This window comes from Photobacterium aquae (genome assembly GCF_001029445.1).
Classification (GTDB): Bacteria; Pseudomonadota; Gammaproteobacteria; order Enterobacterales; family Vibrionaceae; genus Photobacterium; species Photobacterium aquae.
This window is the reverse complement of sequence record NZ_LDOT01000016.1, coordinates 38958-61572: the sequence shown is the minus strand read 5'-3', so window position 1 is coordinate 61572 and position 22615 is coordinate 38958. Positions and strand designations below refer to the sequence as shown.

Annotated in this window: 23 protein-coding genes and 1 pseudogene; 4 read left to right on the top strand and 20 right to left on the bottom strand. The window is 47.4% G+C overall.

Annotation, left to right across the window (positions count from 1 at the left end):
* Positions 1-469: 469 nt before the first annotated feature.
* The 3 genes from rsgA to ABT56_RS13050 form a co-directional block, all read right to left on the bottom strand.
* On the bottom strand, positions 470-1507 hold the full coding sequence (gene rsgA / locus ABT56_RS13060) for a ribosome small subunit-dependent GTPase A (protein ID WP_047879343.1): 1038 nt from the start codon (positions 1505-1507) through the stop codon (positions 470-472).
* Positions 1508-1682: 175 nt separating this feature from the next.
* Positions 1683-2915: a glycoside hydrolase family 5 protein gene (locus ABT56_RS13055; RefSeq protein WP_047879323.1), complete on the bottom strand. Its 1233-nt coding sequence runs from the start codon at positions 2913-2915 to the stop codon at positions 1683-1685.
* Between the two features lie 335 nt (positions 2916-3250).
* Positions 3251-4744: a DEAD/DEAH box helicase gene (locus tag ABT56_RS13050; RefSeq protein ID WP_047879322.1), complete on the bottom strand. Its 1494-nt coding sequence runs from the start codon at positions 4742-4744 to the stop codon at positions 3251-3253.
* A gap of 415 nt (positions 4745-5159) precedes the next feature.
* Between ABT56_RS13050 and ABT56_RS13045 the strand changes: the two genes are divergently transcribed.
* A complete protein-coding gene (locus ABT56_RS13045; protein ID WP_047879342.1) occupies positions 5160-6677 on the top strand; it encodes a phospholipase D family protein in 1518 nt (505 codons plus the stop codon).
* A 94-nt stretch (positions 6678-6771) separates the two neighbouring features.
* Here ABT56_RS13045 and ABT56_RS13040 read toward each other — a convergent pair whose 3' ends face one another.
* From ABT56_RS13040 to ABT56_RS13025, 4 genes are all read right to left on the bottom strand, one after another.
* Positions 6772-7662 carry a 6-carboxytetrahydropterin synthase gene (locus ABT56_RS13040; protein WP_047879321.1) on the bottom strand — a complete coding sequence of 297 codons (891 nt, stop codon included), beginning with the start codon at positions 7660-7662 and terminating at the stop codon, positions 6772-6774.
* 153 nt (positions 7663-7815) lie between these two features.
* Positions 7816-8481, bottom strand: coding sequence for a porin family protein (locus tag ABT56_RS13035; RefSeq protein ID WP_053062484.1), 666 nt, complete (start codon positions 8479-8481; stop codon positions 7816-7818).
* A 166-nt stretch (positions 8482-8647) separates the two neighbouring features.
* Positions 8648-9052, bottom strand: coding sequence for a SpoIIAA family protein (locus ABT56_RS13030; RefSeq protein ID WP_047879320.1), 405 nt, complete (start codon positions 9050-9052; stop codon positions 8648-8650).
* A gap of 148 nt (positions 9053-9200) precedes the next feature.
* The gene (locus ABT56_RS13025) at positions 9201-9653 is read right to left on the bottom strand and encodes a methyltransferase family protein (RefSeq protein WP_047879319.1); all 453 of its coding nucleotides are present in this window, start codon (positions 9651-9653) and stop codon (positions 9201-9203) included.
* 173 nt (positions 9654-9826) lie between these two features.
* Between ABT56_RS13025 and ABT56_RS13020 the strand changes: the two genes are divergently transcribed.
* Together ABT56_RS13020 and ABT56_RS13015 are read left to right on the top strand one after the other, a co-directional pair.
* Positions 9827-10339, top strand: coding sequence for a YgjP-like metallopeptidase domain-containing protein (locus tag ABT56_RS13020; RefSeq protein WP_047879318.1), 513 nt, complete (start codon positions 9827-9829; stop codon positions 10337-10339).
* 103 nt (positions 10340-10442) lie between these two features.
* Positions 10443-10865 (top strand): DUF3010 family protein, encoded by a 423-nt coding sequence (locus tag ABT56_RS13015; RefSeq protein WP_047879317.1) that lies wholly within the window; start codon positions 10443-10445, stop codon positions 10863-10865.
* An 86-nt stretch (positions 10866-10951) separates the two neighbouring features.
* On the opposite strand, the pseudogene ABT56_RS13010 reads toward ABT56_RS13015, so the two are convergent.
* The 7 genes and pseudogenes from ABT56_RS13010 to ABT56_RS12980 form a co-directional block, all read right to left on the bottom strand.
* Positions 10952-11479, bottom strand: a pseudogene (locus ABT56_RS13010) (histidine phosphatase family protein); the annotation flags it as partial.
* Complete coding sequence (locus ABT56_RS13005) at positions 11470-12030, bottom strand: hypothetical protein (RefSeq protein ID WP_157037851.1); 561 nt, start codon at positions 12028-12030, stop codon at positions 11470-11472. The pseudogene ABT56_RS13010 and the gene ABT56_RS13005, both read right to left, overlap by 10 nt.
* An 8-nt stretch (positions 12031-12038) precedes the next feature.
* A complete protein-coding gene (locus ABT56_RS13000; RefSeq protein ID WP_047879315.1) occupies positions 12039-12413 on the bottom strand; it encodes a hypothetical protein in 375 nt (124 codons plus the stop codon).
* Between the two features lie 101 nt (positions 12414-12514).
* The gene (locus ABT56_RS12995; protein ID WP_047879314.1) at positions 12515-12730 is read right to left on the bottom strand and encodes a DUF3820 family protein; all 216 of its coding nucleotides are present in this window, start codon (positions 12728-12730) and stop codon (positions 12515-12517) included.
* Positions 12731-12817: 87 nt separating this feature from the next.
* Positions 12818-13423 carry a YceI family protein gene (locus ABT56_RS12990; protein ID WP_047879313.1) on the bottom strand — a complete coding sequence of 202 codons (606 nt, stop codon included), beginning with the start codon at positions 13421-13423 and terminating at the stop codon, positions 12818-12820.
* Between the two features lie 42 nt (positions 13424-13465).
* Positions 13466-15430, bottom strand: coding sequence for an alkaline phosphatase D family protein (locus ABT56_RS12985; RefSeq protein ID WP_047879312.1), 1965 nt, complete (start codon positions 15428-15430; stop codon positions 13466-13468).
* Positions 15431-15488: 58 nt separating this feature from the next.
* Entirely contained in the window at positions 15489-16373 is an 885-nt protein-coding gene (locus tag ABT56_RS12980; RefSeq protein ID WP_047879311.1) for a LysR family transcriptional regulator, read from the bottom strand.
* 143 nt (positions 16374-16516) lie between these two features.
* On the opposite strand from ABT56_RS12980, the gene ABT56_RS12975 reads away from it, so the two are divergent.
* Positions 16517-17887: an MATE family efflux transporter gene (locus ABT56_RS12975; protein ID WP_047879310.1), complete on the top strand. Its 1371-nt coding sequence runs from the start codon at positions 16517-16519 to the stop codon at positions 17885-17887.
* 109 nt (positions 17888-17996) lie between these two features.
* Here ABT56_RS12975 and ABT56_RS12970 read toward each other — a convergent pair whose 3' ends face one another.
* The 6 genes from ABT56_RS12970 to ABT56_RS12945 all read right to left on the bottom strand — a co-directional run bounded on the left by ABT56_RS12970 (position 17997) and on the right by ABT56_RS12945 (position 22519).
* A complete protein-coding gene (locus ABT56_RS12970; protein ID WP_047879309.1) occupies positions 17997-18524 on the bottom strand; it encodes an NADPH-dependent FMN reductase in 528 nt (175 codons plus the stop codon).
* A gap of 127 nt (positions 18525-18651) precedes the next feature.
* The gene (locus ABT56_RS12965; protein WP_047879308.1) at positions 18652-20712 is read right to left on the bottom strand and encodes a heavy metal translocating P-type ATPase; all 2061 of its coding nucleotides are present in this window, start codon (positions 20710-20712) and stop codon (positions 18652-18654) included.
* On the bottom strand, positions 20709-21020 hold the full coding sequence (locus ABT56_RS12960) for a hypothetical protein (RefSeq protein ID WP_047879307.1): 312 nt from the start codon (positions 21018-21020) through the stop codon (positions 20709-20711). Before ABT56_RS12960 ends, ABT56_RS12965 begins: the two co-directional genes overlap by 4 nt.
* Positions 21013-21318, bottom strand: a complete 306-nt coding sequence (locus ABT56_RS12955) for a magnetosome protein MamC family protein (protein WP_047879306.1) — start codon at positions 21316-21318, stop codon at positions 21013-21015. Before ABT56_RS12955 ends, ABT56_RS12960 begins: the two co-directional genes overlap by 8 nt.
* 5 nt (positions 21319-21323) lie before the next feature.
* Positions 21324-22190: a hypothetical protein gene (locus ABT56_RS24505; protein WP_084722267.1), complete on the bottom strand. Its 867-nt coding sequence runs from the start codon at positions 22188-22190 to the stop codon at positions 21324-21326.
* The gene (locus ABT56_RS12945) at positions 22190-22519 is read right to left on the bottom strand and encodes an HMA2 domain-containing protein (protein WP_205626085.1); all 330 of its coding nucleotides are present in this window, start codon (positions 22517-22519) and stop codon (positions 22190-22192) included. Before ABT56_RS12945 ends, ABT56_RS24505 begins: the two co-directional genes overlap by 1 nt.
* Positions 22520-22615: the final 96 nt, after the last annotated feature.

The following is a 22615-nucleotide window of genomic DNA, read 5'->3' as shown; positions in this document are numbered from 1 at the left end:
AACTTACCGACTCAAGACCTTGAACAATACAGAGTCAACTTGCTCTGAGTTCACTGTGCTGCTGGACTAAAACCAATATACTTAACTTTATCTATATGTGAACCAGTAACTGATTCAAAACACGCCCAAAATGCCAACAACAGAAAGACCTTTTCACTACAAAACAGAAACATTTAAAACAAAAAAACACAACACCAAGCTTATACCGAATCAATATCCAAATTTGATAGGTTATAAGCTCTTTTCAAGAGAAAGTATTTTTGTGAGCCATAACACCATTTCGTAACCATCAATACACTTCATTGCATTTAAGTGGCGATATAAATCACACCAAATTACACACACAAAAATGCTTAACACCATAATTCGTATTTTCACTTTACTCGTGCCATAAATTCCTGCCTCTCCGCAAGATTCAAAAAAACCGACTCATCGTCGGTTCTCTTATGGTTTGGGAAAACAATATCCGCTACTGGTATTTTTTCACACTACGCGCTTGCTCTTGCACGCTGTTAACCATCTTCTGAAAGGCACGATCTTTGGCCCGTTTTTGCGCCAAGGTAGCGCTATTATGGGCTTCCTCACGCAATAACTTTTGGAAATTATCCAATCGCCGAGTTGAAAGTTCGCCTGTGTCCACTGCACGAAGGACGGCACAGCCGGGTTCATTGATATGCTGACAATCGCTAAAACGACATTGCTCCGCAAGAGATTCAATTTCGGCAAAGGTCAGTTTGATTCCCTCTTTGGCATCGCTAAGCTGAAGCTCTCGCATTCCCGGCGTATCCATCAACAAGCCGCCTTCTGGCAACCATTTAATGGCACGGTAAGTGGTCGTATGACGCCCCTTGCTGTCTTGCTCACGAATCCCGCCAGTTTCCATTGCATCATGCCCCAACAAACCGTTAACCAACGTCGATTTGCCCACCCCAGATGAGCCCATAAACGCGAGTGTCTTACCACGCTGGCAATAGCGTTTTAATACCGCAATATCGTCACTGTCGAGCGCATTCACGCAATGCACGCTCAGCAACGAATCCAACAGTTGGACTTGGTCACGTATAGCATCTGCATCCGAAGCGAGATCGGCTTTAGTAAGAATAATAACGGGTTCAACATACGTCTCTTTCGCCAACGCCAAATAGCGCTCGATACGGTTCAGACTAAAGTCACCGTTTAGCGAACTCACAATGAAAACCGTATCAATATTAGCAGCGATGAGCTGGCGTTCATTGGCGCTGCCGGCAGCCTTACGCTGAAACAGGGATTGCCTTTCCAATACGCGGATGAGCCGCTCATCATTAAAGACCACCCAGTCCCCGACACAAATCGGCTCAAGATTCGGAGTCAGTTTAAAGCGCAAAACCTCACTACCCGCTAAAAGTACAGCCTCGGATTTGTGCAGCTCAATAACACGACCAAGAGCACTACTCTCAAGCTCTTCCAACGACAACTGTTGCTGGAAAAACGGGCGCATACCCAAGTCTATTAATGATGGAACGATCATATATGCTTTACCTAACATCAGCATGATTACTTGGCTTTAAGTATGAACTATGAAGCTATAAGACAAGTCAAGCTAGCATCATTGCTCTTTTCGCCAATAGCCCCACTCATCATAATAAAAGCCGACATCATGATGTCGGCTTTTCTCACACACTATTCAGATTGTAAATCTGGCCTTAATCTTCTTCTGTGTGATTGAGTAAAATGTCTCGAATAATTTCACCTGACTCTGACAAGTTACTGGATACCCATGGACCAATCGGATCAACCACATCCGGATTGAAAATTGACGATGCCTCATCTTTGCTGGAAATATTCCAATAGCAGGAGCTAAGCAACATCGTAGGGGTATTGGTATCACCCTCATGGTTAAAGAACTCATCCCAAAGCATTGCTTGCTCACGATCAGGCGTTGCTGCCCCATCTGCGGTTGTCGAACCCCATTCAGAGATGAAGACCGCCTTACCGGCCTTACGTGCAATAATGATTTCGTCGCGTATCCGCTCACCTTCTGACAGGGTCTTATCATTTGGCCCACTTGGATACAAATGACTTCCGGCATAGATATGTGCGTTATACATTACATTAGCGTCTTCAATCGAACTTTCTGCGGCCACACCGACATACTGAGACCATGTTGGCGTGCCGACTGAAATTAAGTTCGGATGATCCGGATCAGGATCATTCGCCCGAATAACCTCAATCATCTCTTTCGCCCAAGGTTCAACGTAATTATGCCAATCCTCATACGATTCAACTAACGTCTCCTTGGAGGGTTCATTTGCCAATTCAAAAATGACATTCGGCAGATCCCCATAGGTACGACTCATGGTTGCGAAGAAATGTACCGTATCTTCATAAATATCAGGATAATCCGGATCAACGGGTGCATGACTGCTGTATTTTGACTGCCAATACTTTGTTTTATGATATGCCTCAGCGCCCGAATTACCAACCGCCTCATCGGGTATCGTGACATTAAGAATATGCCAATCAATCACGACATATAAACCAGCTTCAACGGCCCCGCTGATAATAGCGGCAACACGGCCATATAAATTATCCCTATTTACGGATTGGTTAGAGTATTTCTCATCATCCCCAGTTGCCGTATGGAAAAAGCCGCCCCACTCATCAACATAAACAGGCGCACGCACAATATCAGCTTTTAACATCTGAGCCAGATTTATCACAGCTTTTCGGTTGGCGAACTCTTTAGGTCCAACAGGGTTAACCGCAGGATCTTCAGGGCCAAAGCCTAACCCATGAAAACTCAACCCTTTTAACTGAACCACTTCCTTGGCTGATTCACTATAAATCAAACCATCATCATTAATTGATAAGTAACCATATTTCTCAACTGGCGTTAACGTTTTCTCTGAATCTTTAAGAAATATTTTATTATTCATCTCTAGCCTTTCTGTTGTTGTATTCACTAAGAATAATTGCAGACAAATAAACAATCACAGGTATGACCAGATATGAAATATATAAAAACAAGCCATTGATCACATGAATAAAAACAACATCAATAATAAGACTGGTAAAAAACATCAACTCTAGAATCTATTAAATAAACGTTATTACTTGATTTAATGTAATTAATCAGACAACACAAGTTGAATTGGAAATTAAAAACAAACTCATAAATTAAATTAGGTAATGAAATAAATTGATATCAATCCGATAGAAATATATAGATTGCTATAAAAAAGCCGCTAATTAATAGCGGCTTTTAAATCAATTAGGCTTGTGCAGCTTTTGCTTGACTAGCTGGACGAGGTTTACGCGCATGCTGACGAGGCTTGCCCCCGGCTTTACTCTGCTCATTCGTGGTCTTAAACGTACGACCATTAGAACGACCCGCAGTGTTACGATTGCCACCTTCCGTTGACTTTTGACCCGCTGGTTTATTACGGGTTTGGCCGCCATTTGCTGGCTTCTTGTTACCGGACTGATTGCGCTGAGCACCACTGCGACGTGGCTTGTTTGCTGCTGGCTTGGCATCACCCGCTTCACCCTCTACCGCAACACGAGGTTTTTTCGGCTTCTTCGGTTTTTTCGGCTTGATTGGACGCGTATCCAACTTAGACTCAGGCAAGGCCTTTGATGGCTTGTAACCTTCAAGATCAATACGAGGCAGTAGTTGCTGGATCAAGCGCTCGATCGCAAACAGATCCGCAGCTTCATCTTCGCTAACCAGAGAAATCGCTTTACCGACTTCACCCGCACGGCCGGTACGACCAATACGGTGAACGTAATCTTCCGATACATGCGGCAAATCAAAGTTAACCACTTGAGGAAGCTGAGGAATATCAATACCGCGCGCCGCAATGTCTGTCGCTACCAATACACGAATTTGCCCAGATTTGAAATCAGCCAATGCGCGAGTACGAGCACCTTGGCTCTTGTTGCCATGAATAGCAGCAGCAGTGATCCCTTGGCTGTTCAGGTAATCGGCAAGACGGTTGGCACCGTACTTCATTTTACAGAACACCAATACCTGAGACCAATTACCGGCCTTGATCAGCTCAGCCAGCATTGCAGGTTTCTTTTTCTTATCTGCAGGATAAATGCACTGCTCAACCGTTTTTGCTGTCGAGTTCGCAGGTGTCACCGAAATTTCTACCGGATTATTCACCAAACCTTTGGCCAATTCGCGGATCTCATCAGAGAAGGTCGCTGAAAACAGCAAGTTTTGACGCTGCTTCGGCAGCAATTCCAGAATTTTACGGATATCACGGATAAAGCCCATATCCAACATACGGTCAGCTTCATCCAATACCAGCACTTCTAGCTGTGAGAATTTAACTGCATTTTGTTGGTAGAGATCCATCAAGCGTCCTGGTGTTGCAACCAGAATATCGCTTCCTTTACGCAAATTGAGCATTTGAGGGTTGATCTTAACCCCACCAAACACAACACTGGAACGTAAACGCATATGGCGGCTATAAGTCACAACGTTTTCATTGATCTGTGCGGCCAACTCACGAGTCGGTGTCAGGATCAATGCACGAACATGGTTGCTCTTAACACGAGGACCTTGGCTCAATCGCTCCAGAATAGGCAGCGTAAAGCCTGCCGTTTTACCTGTACCTGTTTGGGCTGCGGCCATAACATCCTTGCCTTCGAGGACAGCGGGAATCGCTTGTGCCTGAATCAGTGACGGTGTGTCGTATCCCTTTTCCTGAATAGCTCTAAGGATTGGCGCAGAAAGACCTAACGAGGTAAAACCCATACTTTGATTCTCAATTGTTTATCTAATGGTATTCATCCGCCTGACCTGACAACTTACAGATGAAAAAGCGGAAAAGTTCGTCATTCTGAATGTTTTGGACGTTAGCATCAATACTTAATTCACATTCATCGCATGATTCCTCTCTTTTCCGCATGATCCTATGCCCTACACCATCACTTGGGGGCATGCCTAACAGTTCCTTAATGCATGACCAATACTGTCTCTTTGATAGAAACATCTTGAAAGAGCTCGGGTATACTATGAACCGTGTACTTTTAAGCCACCGAGTCATTCGGTGCTATAGCAATACCCAACGGAATGTTTAACGCAAACAAATGGATATGTCTTCCCTATGATCACGCCCCCTTCTCCTTACCGATGGCGCAAAACATCTTGCGATAGCAGGCATCCCGCCATCACACCACGAAAATGGCTTCTTTGCCTCCTTGCAACCGTGTTGTTGACCGCATGCTCATCACCGCTAGATTTCACAAAAGAAGCCAGCTATGCCGTACCTATGGATGCAAACACCTCACTCGGTGGGCTTGCTGTTGACTATATGGAGCATGCTCCAAATGAAGGCACCGGTTTTTACCCGCTCAATGACGGTCAGGAGGCCCTGCTTGCTCGCCTTGCCTTAATCCACAAAGCAGAGAAAACCATTGACCTTCAGTATTATATCTATCGCGATGATGCCACCAGCTCGCTACTGACCTATGCCCTCTACCTTGCCGCCGAGCGTGGCGTACGGATCCGTATCCTGCTCGATGACATGCAGTCCAGAAACGATCAGGCGATGGCATCACTGTCATCCCACCCAAATATCGAGCTAAGGCTATTTAATCCATTTGAAAACAGAGCAATGCGAATGCTCGGCTTTGTCAAAGATTTTGACCAAAGTAACCGCCGGATGCACAACAAGTCATTTATCGCCGATAGCGCCTTTGCCATCGTTGGTGGCCGCAATATCGGCGATGAATACCTTGCTGCCAATAACAGCGTCGATTTCGGTGACTTCGATCTCATGCTGCTAGGCAAGGCCGTGCCTGATGTCAGCGAACAGTTCGATCTTTATTGGAACAGCTCACCAGCTTCCCCTGTTGAGTCGCTCATCGATGAACCTACCTCAATATCACAAACCGATATCGCCCATTGGAAAGAGAGCCTCAACCGACATTTCAAGAACTCGGACTATGTTGCAAGTTTTACGAACCTACCACTGGTCAAGGCCCTCAATGAAGAAACCCTCACCTTCTTCTGGGGCAGTGCCTCCGTCCACTACGACTTGCCCAGCAAAGTCTACAACCCAGCCGAAACGGACTTAATGCTCCACGCCTTGGATCAAATCCTCACCAAAGCCGAGTCGTCCTTCTTTTTGGTCTCCCCCTACTTTGTCCCAACTCAGTCAGGGACAGATGCCTTGGTTGCCGCCGCCCAAAATGGTCTTAACATCATCATTATCACCAACTCGCTCGCCTCAAATGATGTTTTCGCTGTTCATGGCTGGTATGCAAAATACCGCGCGCAGCTGCTCGAAGCCGGTATCGCCCTGTATGAAGTCAAAGTCGATCCGAAACTCAAAAAGAAACGCTCATGGCTAGGCAGTTCACGCACCAGCCTCCATGCCAAGACCTTCATTATCGACGACCAGGAAATTTTTGTCGGTTCATTCAATTTCGACCCACGCTCGGCGTTTATCAATACCGAAATGGGCGTGCTGGTTCACTCTCCGGAGTTTATTGATGCCGCATTTAGCGAACTGGACGATAACTTACAAAAAAGCACCTATCGCCTCAGTCTCAATGAACAAGGTGACATCCTGTGGCACAATGATTTTGCCAACATTACCTATGACAATGAACCCGATGCAAGTGTCTGGCTACGACTCGGGGCTTGGTTGGCAAGCATCCTACCCATTGAAAACCAGCTCTAATCATCTCTCGCTTAAAGGCTAAATCGGATAAAAAGCAGATAAAAATAAGCCCCGTATGAACGGGGCTTGGAGAGTATTCAATAATAAGGTCGAGTTAGCGAGCCACCACAGAGGCCATGGCACCTTTGCCGACCCCCTCATAGGCAACAACGTCAATTGACTTGCCCGCGTCGACCCAGCAGCTTGCTTGCTCTGCAATATAACTGGCCAACAACTCTACTGTTGTATCTGTTGGCAAGATTTCAGTTTCAGATTGGGCAATTGCCAATTCAAACTCGCCCTGAGGGGCGGTATAGCGGAAACCGAAATATGCCTCGTCGGTTACGACACCTTTCGCGGCATCACTCAGAGTCAGCTCTGACACTGGGCAACGATCTTCCTCGCTGCCAAGGTAAATATCCTGCCAACGCTCGGCCCATTTGGCTTCAAGTTCGGCATCACGTTGCCCATCAACAAACAGTTCTACCGGCGAACGGTGACCATGGGCAATGCGCTGACAATTACCGTCATGTTTTTTCAAGCCGTGGCTGTAGTGGTAAAACGCGCCGTCTATCTTTTCATGACGAAGTGTAATTTCAAGGCCCTGAACATTTTCAGGTAACTGGCCTTGCAACACTTTGCAAATATGCTGCGTAACCGAATCAATAGTGACTTCGTCAGAATCAATAATGCAATACGCCTGCTCTGGACAATGTAAATAAATACTTTTATCACCACGATCCAAATCCACGGTCTGATATCCAGACGTACTCTGCCCGATCGAGATAGCCGCGTTCTTTGCTGGAATAATCAAACGGTGATCAACAAATTCATCCACGATGTGTTTGATCTGTTTTTTTACCCGACTGAAATCAAGCACCATACTCATTTCATTGAGTTCACCGGACATCACTACATCCAGGATCCAGCTTTCACCTACCATACCACGCGTCGGGCACAGATATGACGCATCTACAACCGTCAGGTCTCTTACAAATAGCTTCAACGTGAAGTCCTTATTGATTCTCACTTCGGCAAAGCATTATACGCAGCTGCATCAAAGAGTAAACCGCCAAGGAATACTAAAAAACCCTATCAACCATCTTAAGATACTGAATTAAATGGACAAGTTATCGCCAAACGTCAACGATACTAACCACTAAAATCGATACGTCACTCCCGCATAAGCCGATGTTATCCCTTTTAACTGAGAGTGCACCTCAACCGGAGCGCCATTGGCATCTTCGGCTTGCCATGACTCCCGCTCTGCAGGCAACACGCTATGACGCAAACCAACCTCTAAGGAAAGATCTCTCATAACCTGCCAGCCAATACCGGTTTGAAGACCAAACACCAAACCATTATCGTCAAACTCTCCGGGAAAATCAGACTCGGTTTTGCTAAAGGCATAACCAAAATGCAGGCCGACAAAAGGCTGTAACGATTTCTCAGTACGGAACAAATAATCAGCGTTGATCAGATGCAAACTAGACACCGTGTCATACGCATCTTTACCAGCAAATTGTGTCGTCGCTTTATGGTATTCATAACTGTAATACACCCGATTCTGGCTATTATGGAGGTACACCCCTGCATCTACACCGGCAAAACCGCCAATGCCGCCATCGTCCGTATCCACAACTTGCCCACAGACTAACTTAGCACTGTCATCATTACCAATCAGACTCCCGCCAGCGCGAAGTGAGACAAAGTACTGGTTTCCATTTTCCACTGCTTCAACAACAGCATCGTCAGCCTCACCACACCATGCCTGATAAGGTAAAACTGCCAACATCAATCCGATTGCTACCTGCTTTTTTGCCATGCTTCTCACCTACTGCGAACTTCGCCGAACATCCAAACCCGACGACTCAAATTACATGGCAACATAGTAGTTGATTCAATAAATCAAGACCATAGCCCACTTCTCGAAATGGCAGATACAAAAATGCTCATCCATATCTAACAAGGGGCTATACCCTTTAAAGCGCCTATGGCTCTGACTCTCCGGTATCCTCATTTCGTAGCCAATTCAATGCTTCGAGAGGGTCTTCAAAATACCGAACTTCGCCGCTGGTAAACCACCCGCCAACTTTACTCATGATCTCTTGCCAGCGCTGATTACCGTAAATAGCGACCTTGTTAAATGTCTTGCCGTATTGCAGCCCCAATTTTAAATCGTCCCAAGCAGCCCGGAGTTCCCAACCTTCGAACTCCGTACCGTCGATATACATATTCACCACAGGCTCTTTAACATTGAGCAAAGCCTCATCCAACAAAGGCGTTATTTTCTCGTAATCATGATGCGTCAAAGTACCAATCGCTTTTACCTCAACAAATACCTGATTGTTCTCTAACTGTTTTATATCTAGGTGAATGCCATGTATATTTGTCATGGTCTTAACTCCTATCTACGTAGAGCTGTATCTAACCAACATCAAGATACAAGTGTAGTATACCCGTACCCTCGAGATCAGCCGGCAAGACAACGGGGAGCGACTATTTGAGTAGTTACCAGATGGGGGAAATTAAATTCCACCATGCCTAGCACCAACGGCGTACTTGTTGGCAATAGGCCGTGTAATCCTCGCCAAACATGGCCTGCAACACCGCCTCTTCTGGGGCTATTTGGAAGTGGTTCATATAGAACACAAACACCACCAGCATAAGAAAAGGCGACAACGCTGAAAAATAAAGGCAGGCAGCAATCAACCAGCACAGCAACCCCAAATACATCGGGTTACGGCTATAGCGGTAAATTCCAAAAGTGACCAAAGAAGATGTTTTATTGGGAAAACGAGGATCGATCGTCGTCTGGACTTGGGCAAATGCCACGACTCCAGCCAACCCAATAACCGCCCCCAACAAGCACAACACCAATATCACCGCCAATTGGCCGGTAAAATGCCATTGGTAAATGGGCCAATACGATGCCAGTCCGTACATCCCAGCCAGTGTCAGCAACATCACCAATGGCGGCGGTAGTCTCAAATACATCCCTGCGTCCTCATTAATACATTGATATGGAGATCATTATACCCAAGCCGCTCCGGTATGCTGAAGATGTTCCCTTGTTAGCTTGAGCATATTTGCAGCCGTTACCTCATATCGCTAGAATCGTGCAACCACTGTGCAGCTAACGCCACGTAACCGTTTCTTAGAATAGAGCCATGCAAACATTAAATTACCTACAAGGCTACCCGAGTCATCTTATCGATCAGGTGAATAACATGATCGAGAAGAACAGCCTCAAGAAATACCTACTGAAAAAATACCCTCACGGCCATGATATTCAATCGGAAAAGGCGCTCTACCAGTATGTCATGGACATCAAAAACGAATACCTCCGCCAGTCGCCACCGATTAGCAAAGTGGCTTATGACAGCAAAATTCATGTGGTCAACCATGCGCTGGGTATGCACACGTTTATCTCTCGCCAACACGGCAACAAACTGCAGGCTCGCAAAGAGATCCGCGTCGCCACTGTATTCAAGCACGCACCACTGCCATTGTTAAAAATGATCGCCGTTCACGAATTGGCCCACATCCGCGAGAAAGAACACAACAAGGCATTTTACCAACTCTGTTGCCATATGGAGCCAGAGTACCACCAGCTCGAGTTCGATATGCGTCTGCTACTCACCCAAATTGAATTAGACGGCCCGATTTACACAGACAACTAACCCACAGCTACTCAATGAAAAATTGTTACCCCACCAATTTTATTCTGACAACCGTAAGCATTTTGCTTACAATGAGCCGCTAACTTAATTTGTAGGTGTTTACATGAAAATTTGTGCTGTTGAGCTACGTAGTAACGAAGCGGTAATCTGTCTTCTGTCAAAAAGCAATGGTCTGTTCGACATTCCTGAATGCCGCGCCCAGAAGTTCATCATGCAGGATTCCCTGAACAACGAAGAAATGAAAAAATTCCAGCAGACATTCCAGAAGCTGCTGAATGACTACAACGTTGATCGCGTTGTTATCCGTACCCGTGAGACACGCGGTAAATTTGCTGGTAGTGCAGTTGGCTTCAAACTGGAAGCGGCTCTACAGCTGATCGATGGCGTTGAAGTTGATTTCATGACCAACCAAGAAATCAAAGAGCGTCTTAAGCGTAACCCTCTAGGCATCGAATTCCGCGCAACTGGTCTACGTCAGTTCCAGGAAGCGGCCTTCATGACAGGTTATGCGTACCTGAGCAAGTAAGCTTATCTCTCAAGAAGCCAGCACCGTGCTGGCTTCTTACCTCTTGTCTCGTACATTCCCTCACAGTCCGAACTCCACGACGGTACAAACTCAAAACAGCGATAATTCGCACAGCGCAGCCCTTCCCTATCTTGGTAGCCCTGAAGGCTTTCAAACACATTAAAATGCGACACAACAATGATCTTCTCTGCATACTGATAACGTGACAGCACCTCTTCGGCGCGAGCCCTTAGCATATCGCTTGTTTCGTAAGCTGGATTGTCAGCCGTCATACCAAATTGCAGAAAATGGCGATACTCCTTCCAACGTCTGTCCCGCTCTTCAAGAGGAATATACCCACCAGCCAGATCAGCTCGCCACTCTCGCAAATCATGCTCTACATACAAATCCAACCCCAGACGACGATTTAGTATTTCCGCCGTTTGCAGCGCACGGGTATAAGGGGATGACACTATCAATTGCGCCCCACGGAAAATGCGCTGTTCTGACAATGCCGTCACTTTATCAACAGCATCGCGTGCTAATGGCGAATAGTCCTTTTCCAGTTGGCTCATCGCCCGTTGGTCAGCCAGCGAATAGTCAGGCTCACCGTGTCGTACAAAAATCACGTCCATGAATTTCTCCAAAATAGCACGCGGCATATCTTACCCACGCAATAAAGAACAAGAAGCAAAAGGATTATCGGCATCATAATAAACGGACCTTGCAGGCGAAAATGCAACGGTACAATCTGCCCGCCGGAGAGATGCGTGTTATCTACGCGATATTCAGACCAAAATTCATAATCTAAATTAAAATAATGAACATAATATCGATGGTTTTCTCGGGAAACCTCAACATGACCTTGGTTACCATCATCCGCACTGAACCCCAAGGTTTCCTTCTCGGCCAAAATCCAAGGCGAATAATTTTGAGGCGCATCGCGATAATCACGCCACATCATCAACATTGGCACGCCTTGGCGTTCAATCACCACCGGAAGCTGCCCTCTCACTACCGAGTGATGGTGAAACTGAGTAAAGAAAGTAGGTTCCTCATAATATTCAGCGGTCACTAAATATGGTGGAACGAAAAAAAACACTACCCAGCAAGCGGCAAGTATGCTGACTATCTTCACGCACCAAACTGAACCCTTTACGATTCTTTTCGCCAGCCGCTTAGCCACTCTCCCACTCATTGAAAATATCTCTTGGCCAATAGCTGCTCTTGGGTTAAAGGCTCTTGCTGCCAAACATAAACCTGCTGCGCGCCCGCAGCACGCGACAGTTCAATAAGAACCACCTTTTCAACCTCGGTAAGCGGTTCATCAGAAAAATGGCATTGCTGGATCACAGCGATGATTGGTTTACGGAAAATACTCGCCGGAACACCATGATCTATCGCTTGCTTTAGCTGTTTTGCAGCAACATCGATATTACCCACGGCCAAGTGCGAGGAGGAGAACGGCGCGCCAGATTCAACCCCATACTGTTTGTCTTCAACGGGCCAATACACACGGAAACGGTTCTGGTGAACCTGAATATATACAAGGTGGGGCTGAGGGAGCATCCATGCCTCTTCGGTAATCGGTAAAACACGAAAAGTGATACTAACCAATTAGTTACCCAGCATAAAAGGGGTAACACAGTGTTACATTAACATTTACGTAATCAATCACGCCTTAGCGGGCGAATCACCGATTCCAGCCCTTCAATCTGCATCTCCAAGGCCAAAGCCATCAGCATACCCAACTCACCTTCTGGGAATCCTTTTTTGGCGAACCACAACAAATACTCTTCCGGCAAATCAATAATCACCCTGCCTGCATACTTGCCATACGGCATCTTGGTATTCGCCAATTTTACGATTTTTTCTTTATCAAACATATTCTTAACCTGTTGTCAGAACAACATCTCAAAAAACAGCCCCTTTGATAGGGGCTGTTTTTCATCTATAGGCTCAAAATAACACGGTTATTCGGAGACAAACACCAAATTGGCGCTCACCGGAACACTCATCAAAATGGAATTAAGCTTGGCAATATCCTTGAGCTTGTTCACCCCATCAGCCAGCCCAAACGCATCGGCGGTAATTACAACCGGCTCTACCGTTGTCACCAATAGCCCGCCATTATCCAACCCTGTTACCTGCACTTCAGCCTTGAGCGGCTGTTTTTTGCCATGCAAATCCAACTCAAACTCAACCGTGGTGGTCGATGTTTTGCCTGCTGCTATTTTTTCCAGCATCGCCGTATCAATGGCTGCAGAAACTTGAGTGATGGGATAACTCTTCGTATCAAACAATTCTTTTTTCATTCGCTCATCACGAATTTGGATCTGAGTATCTACACTATTTAGATCGATACTCAAAGATACCTTGCCGCTATCTTCAATCGAACCGCTGAGATTACGAAACCCGTGCTGCTCGAAAACCGAATCGTTTTTAACCGACGCAAAATGGATACTCGACTGCTGATTATCCAACTTCCACCCAGCCCACACGGGCATACTCGCCAGCATCATCCCCCCCACCAGCGAGGTTAAAGCAGCCGTAATAATTCCATTTTTCCTTACCGACATTATCATTTCCCCTAAAAACAGACACATCCTTTTTACTATAGGTCATGCAGCTGGAAACGATACGCGATCTCCTTCAGCAGTGAGGATCGCAATCTCCATTGGACGCCCATCAGGATCGAGTCTTACCTCACCAATTGCACTACGGTTCACCAAGCGATGATTATTCAGCAAATCCGGATCGCGCTTGAGAATCTTCAATCGTTTACGCTTAGTCAGCCAGTTAAGCGGCGAACGCGGGCTATATAGAATCCGGTCCATAAAATCGCAAACGCGCAGCAATCCATTAGGAAACTCATTTTTGATGCCGCTGGAGGTTATCTGGAAGATATTCGGCTTGCACTTACGCACTCGCAGCTTGACGTCATACGCAAATGAGTAATGCACATCACCCGACAGAATGACGAAGTTCGTCGGTGTTTTGGTATGGGTAAATATACTGATCAATGTATTGGCCGAACCGGGATGGGCCATCCAGTTCTCAGCATCAATCAAGAGCGGCTGGCCGAGCCAAGTCATCATTTTTTGCAGGGTTTCAATAAACTTAACCCCAAACATAGGCGCCGCCGAAACAATGATCACGGCAGGCTCATGCAGCAACTCATGCTGGAACTCCATCAGGGCTTCCCAGTCCATCAGCCCAGATGGCTTGTTCATCTTGGATTCCGAACGCCAGCGCCGGGTTCGGGTATCCAGCACCACCATTTTTGGCGTGGTCGGTATCGTGTAGTGCCACTGCTCGAAACGGTAGAGATAATCAATAAAATCATCTTGCGTCGCTGATTGCGGATCACTGAAAAATGTCGACGCTTTATGGTGGAATTCATCGCCAAAATGCTCGGGGGCATTACCCCACCCCTGACATAGCCAGTAAGCAATCAAACCGTTACCGATGATCCTGCGAGAAAAAGGATTGCCGTAAGCAGCCCGTTCCCAACCCACCGTCAGGTTCCAGTCATCGGTAATATCGTGATCATCGAAAATCATGTAGGTAGGAATATGCGCCATCAGGCGTTGTACCTGTGGCAGACCCGCGACAAAATTGTCGATTTCAATTTTCTCTTCTGCCCAACGCTGCTGCCAGGTGGGTTCAATAGCCCTCCCTGCCACACGAAAGTGCTGCTTCGCCAAACGTCCGGAATCGACAATCTCCCACAACGACGGCGACCAAACCATAATATACATCGCCATAAACTCAGCGAACGTGATCAGGTGGTTGCCCGACTCTCGCGAGCTGAAAACCGGTGAGCGACGACGAAGCCATGCGGCAAATTTCGGAAATTGCTCAATAACCTCTTCGCCACCTTCCATATAATGCGGTAGCAGCTTGTCTCGATAATAGAAGTTATCGGCATGCTGATATAGGGCTTCAGAATCTGCCACGGGGGCATCATCAAACTGTTCGCCGTACAACCCCAATAGGTCAATAACCTGCTGGATAGCATCCAGCATCGGACCGGCAACATGGTCAGCATAAATCTGATCACCGCTCATCATCAGCAAAGACGGTCGCTCGTGATATGCCTGACCGGCAACCTTGTTATCTGCGGCAACCAAACTGTCTTTGCTCGGATAATGAGGATTGCGACACGAGCCGTGCATCACATAATCGGCCTTTGTGCGAATCACGATATTAAGGTGTGATTGCCCCGGATAACACAAATACGGCATCAATGCCGTAAGGCTGCCCTGCTGGGTAACAACATCGTAATTCAGTGGCGTGTCTATCGGGCAAGAGTGAGAGGCCGTCAGCTGGTAAATCCATGCATGGCGACCAACCTGAATATGCTGCCCCATCGCCAAGTCGACCTTGAGCAACGTCTGCTTACCGTAACCTTCATTCTCTACCCAGACTTCGAAATATCCGTTCAGAGGTTTGCTTACTGCCAGCCATATTGTCAACGAATCCGCCGTTGCCCGGCGAATTATCGGACCGGCCAATACCAATGGCAACGTATCTTTAAGAGCTGCTTCGGCATTATCTCCGCTACAGCTAAAATTATTCGTCATCTTTTTATTTCTCTTGTTCTATGACCTATTTAAACGCTCAGTGAGTACGAAGTGCCTATCAAGGCGCGACATCAAATATCTTTTCCAATTCCTCGTACATCCACTGCATTACTTTACCGCATCCCTTGTCACGACGCTTCACGATCCCTATTTCGACCATCAAGGGATCCGGAATTTCCTCTGTCGATAACTCAACCACATCATTCACGTACCATTCTTCCTTGGCAACATGTTCTGGTACCAGCGCCCAACCTATGCCCCGGGTCGCCATTGCCGATATCATGTAATAGCTATCAATATGCCAGTAATTCGATGATAACGGCTTGGCCTGCCCTAATCCCATTCGGTCACGGATCACCAACTGGCGATGCTGCGACAAATCATTGACTGTCGGAGCAGGAATTTGGGCCAATGGGTGTTTACGAGACACAATCAGGCAATACTTAAATTTACCGACAGATGTAAACTCAAGATCTTCAAGCAAGGTATGCTGATGGAAAAGCACTCCGAAATCAGCCTTGCCGCTCGCTACCCATTGGGCGATATCCTGTTGCGAACCATTAAAAATCGTCAGTTTCAAATTGGGATAAAGTTCAGACAAGGTCACGAACATCATCTCAAATGCCATTAAGGGTACAGCTTCATCAATGGCGATAACTATAGTGGCCTCCTCTCCTTGTGCCACCGTCATCGCCCTCGACTGCATCCGTTGGCACTGGGCCAATACAGCCCTTGCCTCCACTAGCATATCCTCGCCAGCAGCCGTCAATACGGGCTGACGCGAGGTCCGGTCAAACAGCTCGAACCCCAAATCTAACTCCAAATTGCTGATCGCCGTACTTACCCGTGATTGGGCTTTGCCCATTTTACGGGCCGCCGCCGAAAAGGACCCTTGCTGAGCTGCACAAACAAACGCCTCTAACTGATCCAATGTCCAATGCATTTTTCACCTCATCGTGGGCTCACTCACCTTCTGTAGCGAATGGCCAGAGACCCAATCTATCCGAAAACCGGATAGATTCTAGCTTAAACCAATCTAAAAAAAGAGGATAATTAGGGGCAATAACACAATATATTGAGAACACGATGCAAGTCGAAACCGAATACAATAAAAAAGACATCAGGCGCACATTCTGGCGTTATGCCATTCCCTCTGTAGTCGCCATGCTAGTCAACGGCCTCTATCAAGTGATCGACGGTATTTTTGTCGGTCACTTCATTGGCTATGAAGGACTTGCCGGGATCAATATGGCATGGCCGGCTATTGGCATCATTGCCGGTATCGGTATCCTCATCGGTATGGGAGCCGGGAGCCTGATTTCTATTTACCGTGGCGAAGGCAACGAATCCCTCGCCAAACACACACTGTCAACCGCGGTGGCCTTGATGGTCGCTGCTGGCGCGTTACTCTATCTTGTTCTTCACTATCTTGCGCCGCTCTTTCTTACGATGCAAGGTGCAACGGGCAAACCACTGACAATGGGACTGGAATATATTCAGGTCTTTTCGTGGGGTGCCGTATTCACCATTGCCGCTGGGGCAATGCCGATGCTGGTACGCAACGATGATAGCCCGAATCTGGCAACCTTACTGATGGCAGCTGGCGCCGTACTTAATATCATTCTTGATTATCTGTTCATCGGTCATTTTGGAATGGGACTAAAAGGTGCTGCAATGGCAACTGTCATCGCCCAGATCGCAATTACAATCACAGCACTCGGCTACTTCTTCAGCCGCTTTTCATCACTGCGACTGGGCATTAACAGCTTCGTTCTCTCACCGAGGCTGGGAGTCAAAGTTATTTCGCTGGGAAGCTCTGGCCTTTTCATGTATGCCTATTTTAGCTTTGTCGTCGCGCTGCACAACAAACTCTTCATGGCCTACGGCAATGCGATTCACGTTGGCGCATTTGCCATTGTCGGCTATCTGATGACCATGTACTACCTGCTTGCTGAAGGTATCGCCAGTGGTATGCAGCCACCTGTGAGCTATTACTATGGCGCGAGAGAGGGCCAGAAAATCACCATCATCGTCAAGCTGGCGGCTAAGATTGTACTCTTAAGCGGCATTGTTGCCGTTGCTATCCTCAATCTGTTCCCCGTTCAACTTGTCGCTCTATTCAGCAAAGGCGATCCCCTGCTGGCTCATGAAACGGTCAATGGTATGAGACTGCACCTGTTTGCCATGTTCTTGGACGGTTTCCTTGCGCTGGCATCGGTATACTTTATGTCAGTCAACCAAGCTGGTAAGGCGCTGGCTATCTCCGTTGGCAACATGCTCATCCAGTTACCTTTCCTATACTTCTTGCCGCAGTGGCTAGGTGTAGACGGGGTTTGGCTATCGGTTCCGCTGTCCAATATCGTTCTAGCCAGCGTGGTCTTGCCGATATTCCTTAAAGATCTGCGCTCAAAAAGCCGCTCGATCCACAAAACAATTTTGGAACCCAGCCCGGTTTAATCCCCTTCAAACACAAAAGCCGCGCAATGCGGCTTTTTTCATAAGTAAGAGATATTCTCCCCCTTCTGATGGGAGCAGGATCTGAGCTTCTCGTTGATCTTTTGCTCCCTCAAACAACCAGCAAACTGACCGCCGACATGACTTCGCTGTTGAATTCAGGATGACTCAAAACCTGACGCTCTTGATCAAAATTCTCATAAAAGTTCGGTATCGATACCATAGCCTTCACTTCAGCGCCAAAAAATGGCATTGACCCGCTAGCCGCCGCCAACACATTCTTTGCCCCACCAGGGCCCGGCGACGTTGCCAGCAAAACAACCGATTTGTTCAAATACACTTTAGGGTTAATACGCGAACACCAGTCAAATAAGTTCTTATAAGCGACCGAGTACGACCCATTATGCTCGGCAAAAGAGATCACAACAGCATCCGCATCATGAATTTTCTTCAAGAACGCTTTAGCCAACTCAGGCTGTCCCAGCACTTTTTCTTTGTCTTCACTGAACAAAGGCAATTCAAAATCGTTCAGATCGAGTACTTCTACTTCGGCATTTGGCAAATGCGATACGGCATAAGTAACAAGCTGCTTGTTAATTGATGTTGTACTGCTTGAAGCTGCAAAAGCGATAACTTTCATCATTGTATCCCTACAGTTGGATGGATATATCCATATTAGCCTACAATAATCAAGCCACTGTGGGTACAGCGCACATAAAAAAGCCGAGATCACTCTCGGCTTCTTTTCAGTCATACGTTGACACTTGTTATCCGTGCCTAACCGCAAGGGAACGGGCAAGAATCGACAAGGTGGTACCATTGTGGAGAATGGCACTCGCTGCCGGATTCAACCAGCCCAACGCGGCCGCCAGCATAATGCCGCTGTTAATGTATTCAGCAAGCTTGATATTGCTGTTTACCATCGACATCGCAATATTCGCCAGCTGACGAGCTTGCGCGACACCGTATAGTTGATCGCGTAACAGAACAACATCGGCGGCCTGACGGGCAAGCTCTGTACCATTGCACATAGCTACACCCACATCCGCTTTTGTCAATGCCGGGGCATCATTGACCCCATCACCAACAAACATCACCGTCTTGCCTTGCTGCTTCAACGACTCAATGATCTGTGACTTGCTCTCGGGTGTGGCCTCGGCAAAAACCCGATCCAACTTAAGCTCATCACCAAGCATGTTGGCTTTAAAGGCACTGTCACCCGATATCATGACCAGTTCAGAGATCCCCGATGCACGAAGTTCAGCGAGCGTTGCCATAACGTCTTCACGTAGGTGATCCCGCAGGCCGATCATGCCAATCAGGCGATGGTCATAGGAAATGTAAATCAGATGGCGACCTTTCTCTTCGTATTCACGAATTTTTTGTTCGGCGCATGCAAAATCAACACCCTCATGAGACTCAAGGAAATGACGGCTTCCCATCACCAAGCAATGACCATCCAATGTGCTGCGCAACCCGTGTGCAATCACATATTCGACCTCACCGTGATCAATATGAGGCAGGGCATTATTTGCTGCCGCAGAAACAACCGCTTGCGACAATGGGTGGCTGCTGTGCTCTTCGACAGACGCCGCAATAGCCAATACATCCCTTGCCGTATTTTCACTGCAGAAGGTGACCACATCGGTCACTTCCATATCGCCATGCGTCAGGGTACCGGTTTTGTCGAATACGCAGGTATCCACTTTAACCAGTTTCTCAATGGCACTACCGCCCTTGAGCAAAATGCCCTGTTGCGCGGCACGGAACATAATCGATTTGAATGTTACGGGGGTGCTGAGTTTCAAGGCACAGGAGTAGTCAACCAAGAAAACAGATGCGACACGATTCACATCTTGGGTCAGAGCAAACACCGCGGCACCGATGCCCAAGGTGATTTTCACCCTGCGTTTTGCCATCTCCTGCGTGACCTGCTGGGTTTCACTCTTCTCACTCAGCGACTCGTAGATCAAAGAGGCAATTTTGGCAGTCGTTGCCTCACTACCCACTTTTTCTACGCGAACCTTGATACCGCCATCATGCACTGACGTGCCAGAGTATACGAATGCACCAACTTCACGCCGCACCGGCACACTTTCGCCTGTCAGTGCAGATTGGTTGATCAATGCTGTGCCGCTTTCTACCACACCGTCAATCGGTATCGCATCACCCGGCATCAACGCAATGATATCGCCAACTTGCAGCGTGCTGGAACAAACCTGCTCCTGCCCGCTCTGCGTTACTTTCCACACGACACAGTCTTTTGGCTGCATCAGCTCAGCCAGCAGTTGATCACTACTGCGGCTGGTTTGGTGCTCCATATACTCGCCAAGACTAACCAAGCTCTGGGTCATCATCGCGGTACGGTAATCACCCCGCCACGCCGATAGACCAATCGCAATAGCATCAAGGACTTCAACTGACACCTCACGCTGACGAAGATCATCCAATCCGGCAAAAAGTGTCGGGGCGATCAGGGTCGCAGTTGACAATGCCGCCCAACGTTGGGGCAGCATTGCAGCAGCCAAGGTGCCAATCACATTCAGGGCTACATCACCACGGGTATAGATATGCTCGCTATCGGCCCGCTCACCGCTATCGAGATCCATCTCAGCCAAACGTGACTTTATCGCCTTATGGCTTATCACATCGGTATCATACTGGATCACGACAGTACAGGCAGGCTCGTTAACCCGTACTTCTGTTATGCCCTGTATCGCCATCAGGCTTTGCTTAACCCAATCTCCAATCCCCGGGAAGTGTTTCAGGCACATGGCCTTGAAACGAATACGCCCGGGAAAATGGTGACGAACTTGTAACTCAATCATTCCTCACCTTTATGCAGGTTACGGTAATATTCAAGCTCAGCCTGGGTATCTTCTAGACGTTCTTTCAGCTCTTCAACCTCACCGCGAACCGTCGACCACGCTTTTTCACCCGTTGTTGCAACACCCTGCTGGAATGTTTTATTGGTCAGCAAATAGGCTACGGCAGCACCGGCTACAGCCCCCATCAAAAAATGTGTTTTGGTATTCTTTTTCTTATACGCCGATTCCTGCACTTGTCCCTGAACCTGAGGGTTTACATGATGAGGCATATGGTATGGGTAACCGTAATATGGATATTTATTATTCATGGTTTGTTTTATCCGTAATATTATCAAGAAGGTACAGGCCAGCAGCACTAGCACTGAGTATGGTGAGCATAGAGAGAATCGGGCGCCCTGCCATTTTATCGGCAACATAAGTGGTCGCCCCACTGACTAATCCGGCTTTTAGAGAATCACGAGCGACACTGGCTACCATTTGGTTGGTATCAATATCGCCCTTCTTGTGTGATTGCCACTGACTGGCCGCAGAAGCCGTTCCCCCCACAATCGCCCCCACCAGCATTGCTCTGCTTGCCGGGTGTAATTGATTGGAAGAATTACTCATCGCTCTTACTCGCCGGTTGGACGCTGAGATAGATCATGACGCATTTCCTCTACGTCAGTCTCATCTTGGTCAAACTCAGGCTGAGTACGATGGCGATCTAGCGACTCTTTAAAGCCTTCCTTGCCGGCACCGTATGTATCGCGGAAAATCTCACCACCTGTAGATACACCCTGCTTTACAGAAGACGCCGTTTGCACAGCCGTCTCTTTCACGGTCTCACCGCCAGACTTGAGCATGCTACCTGCATTGCTCACAAGGCCCATCAAGCCCTTACGAACATTTTCATTGCTCAATACCAACGCCGCCGCCGCACCGACTACTGCACCTTTCCAAAACTCTTTATCGTTCATACCCATTGTTCCTAAAATTTGCTTAAACATACCTGCATCTTCACCCAATGCGCCTTCAAGCATGGCTTGAGCCTGCTCGAACATCGGATCTAATGCGTCATCCGTGTTTGGGGCTTGCTGTGATTGCTCGCCCTGCTGTTGCGGTGTACCCGGAGGCACCATTCCCTGAGCCATCATCGCCATATGAGCCGCCCACATATGCGGATGGACATGAGGAGGCATCCCATGATTCATCGCCGCTGCTGGCTGAGGCGGAATACCACAAGCAGGCATCCCCATCGCTGCATGTGCCATCGCTGGGTTACCATGAAAATAAGGATGATGATGTGGAAAGTAATAAGGATGAAGATGCGGCGGGATCATCCCCGGATGCACCTGGGCATCCATCTGGCCATAAGGTGGCATACCCTGAGGCGGCATACCCTGTGGAGGGATGCCTTGCTCCTGAGCAAACTGACTTGCCCACTCACTCGGGTTGCCATATGGCCACTCCATATCTTTTTCGTTTTGTTTGTCGCTCATTACAACACTCCATTTACATCGATACAGCGCCCAAGCACCATACAGGCCTGCTCAGCGTCGCTGTCCGAATCCGAAAACAGTGCTTCGATTACCGCAGGATTGATCATCGCCGCGTCGTACTCGATAACAATACTGCCGGTCGCACTATTTAGCTTGTAGTTTTTCAATGCTGGGATGTCAGCTAAATATTGTTCAATATCCTGCTTATTGAAGCTGGCAAGGTGGGCAATTATTCCTAATTTGTATTTAAGTCTGACCCTTCCTGGAATATGGTGGGCAATCCCTACCATACGGCGCAACTTCATTGCGGTATCTATATGTTTTTTCATCATTTTATCTTTTTATTGTGAGCCGAAACCCTATCATAAGATCAAAAAGGTGACATTAGTAATCGAGTTTTCTTTGCGCTGTATCAAGATGAATGC

Bases quoted from the DNA above. Each gene is read 5' to 3' on its own strand.
- ABT56_RS13050 (WP_047879322.1), bottom strand. From the start codon at position 4,744: ATGGGTTTTACCTCGTTAGGTCTTTCTGCGCCAATCCTTAGAGCTATT.
- ABT56_RS12980 (WP_047879311.1), bottom strand. From the start codon at position 16,373: ATGCATTGGACATTGGATCAGTTAGAGGCGTTTGTTTGTGCAGCTCAG.
- ABT56_RS12975 (WP_047879310.1), top strand. From the start codon at position 16,517: ATGCAAGTCGAAACCGAATACAATAAAAAAGACATCAGGCGCACATTC.
- ABT56_RS12960 (WP_047879307.1), bottom strand. From the start codon at position 21,020: ATGAATAATAAATATCCATATTACGGTTACCCATACCATATGCCTCAT.
- ABT56_RS13000 (WP_047879315.1), bottom strand. From the start codon at position 12,413: ATGCTCCCTCAGCCCCACCTTGTATATATTCAGGTTCACCAGAACCGT.
- ABT56_RS13025 (WP_047879319.1), bottom strand. From the start codon at position 9,653: ATGTATTTGAGACTACCGCCGCCATTGGTGATGTTGCTGACACTGGCT.
- ABT56_RS12995 (WP_047879314.1), bottom strand. From the start codon at position 12,730: ATGTTTGATAAAGAAAAAATCGTAAAATTGGCGAATACCAAGATGCCG.
- ABT56_RS12955 (WP_047879306.1), bottom strand. From the start codon at position 21,318: ATGAGTAATTCTTCCAATCAATTACACCCGGCAAGCAGAGCAATGCTG.
- ABT56_RS12985 (WP_047879312.1), bottom strand. From the start codon at position 15,430: ATGACGAATAATTTTAGCTGTAGCGGAGATAATGCCGAAGCAGCTCTT.
- ABT56_RS24505 (WP_084722267.1), bottom strand. From the start codon at position 22,190: ATGAGCGACAAACAAAACGAAAAAGATATGGAGTGGCCATATGGCAAC.
- ABT56_RS13030 (WP_047879320.1), bottom strand. From the start codon at position 9,052: ATGACAAATATACATGGCATTCACCTAGATATAAAACAGTTAGAGAAC.
- ABT56_RS12990 (WP_047879313.1), bottom strand. From the start codon at position 13,423: ATGTCGGTAAGGAAAAATGGAATTATTACGGCTGCTTTAACCTCGCTG.
- ABT56_RS13015 (WP_047879317.1), top strand. From the start codon at position 10,443: ATGAAAATTTGTGCTGTTGAGCTACGTAGTAACGAAGCGGTAATCTGT.
- ABT56_RS13035 (WP_053062484.1), bottom strand. From the start codon at position 8,481: ATGGCAAAAAAGCAGGTAGCAATCGGATTGATGTTGGCAGTTTTACCT.
- ABT56_RS13020 (WP_047879318.1), top strand. From the start codon at position 9,827: ATGCAAACATTAAATTACCTACAAGGCTACCCGAGTCATCTTATCGAT.
- ABT56_RS12965 (WP_047879308.1), bottom strand. From the start codon at position 20,712: ATGATTGAGTTACAAGTTCGTCACCATTTTCCCGGGCGTATTCGTTTC.
- rsgA (WP_047879343.1), bottom strand. From the start codon at position 1,507: ATGATCGTTCCATCATTAATAGACTTGGGTATGCGCCCGTTTTTCCAG.
- ABT56_RS13055 (WP_047879323.1), bottom strand. From the start codon at position 2,915: ATGAATAATAAAATATTTCTTAAAGATTCAGAGAAAACGTTAACGCCA.
- ABT56_RS12945 (WP_205626085.1), bottom strand. From the start codon at position 22,519: ATGAAAAAACATATAGATACCGCAATGAAGTTGCGCCGTATGGTAGGG.
- ABT56_RS12970 (WP_047879309.1), bottom strand. From the start codon at position 18,524: ATGAAAGTTATCGCTTTTGCAGCTTCAAGCAGTACAACATCAATTAAC.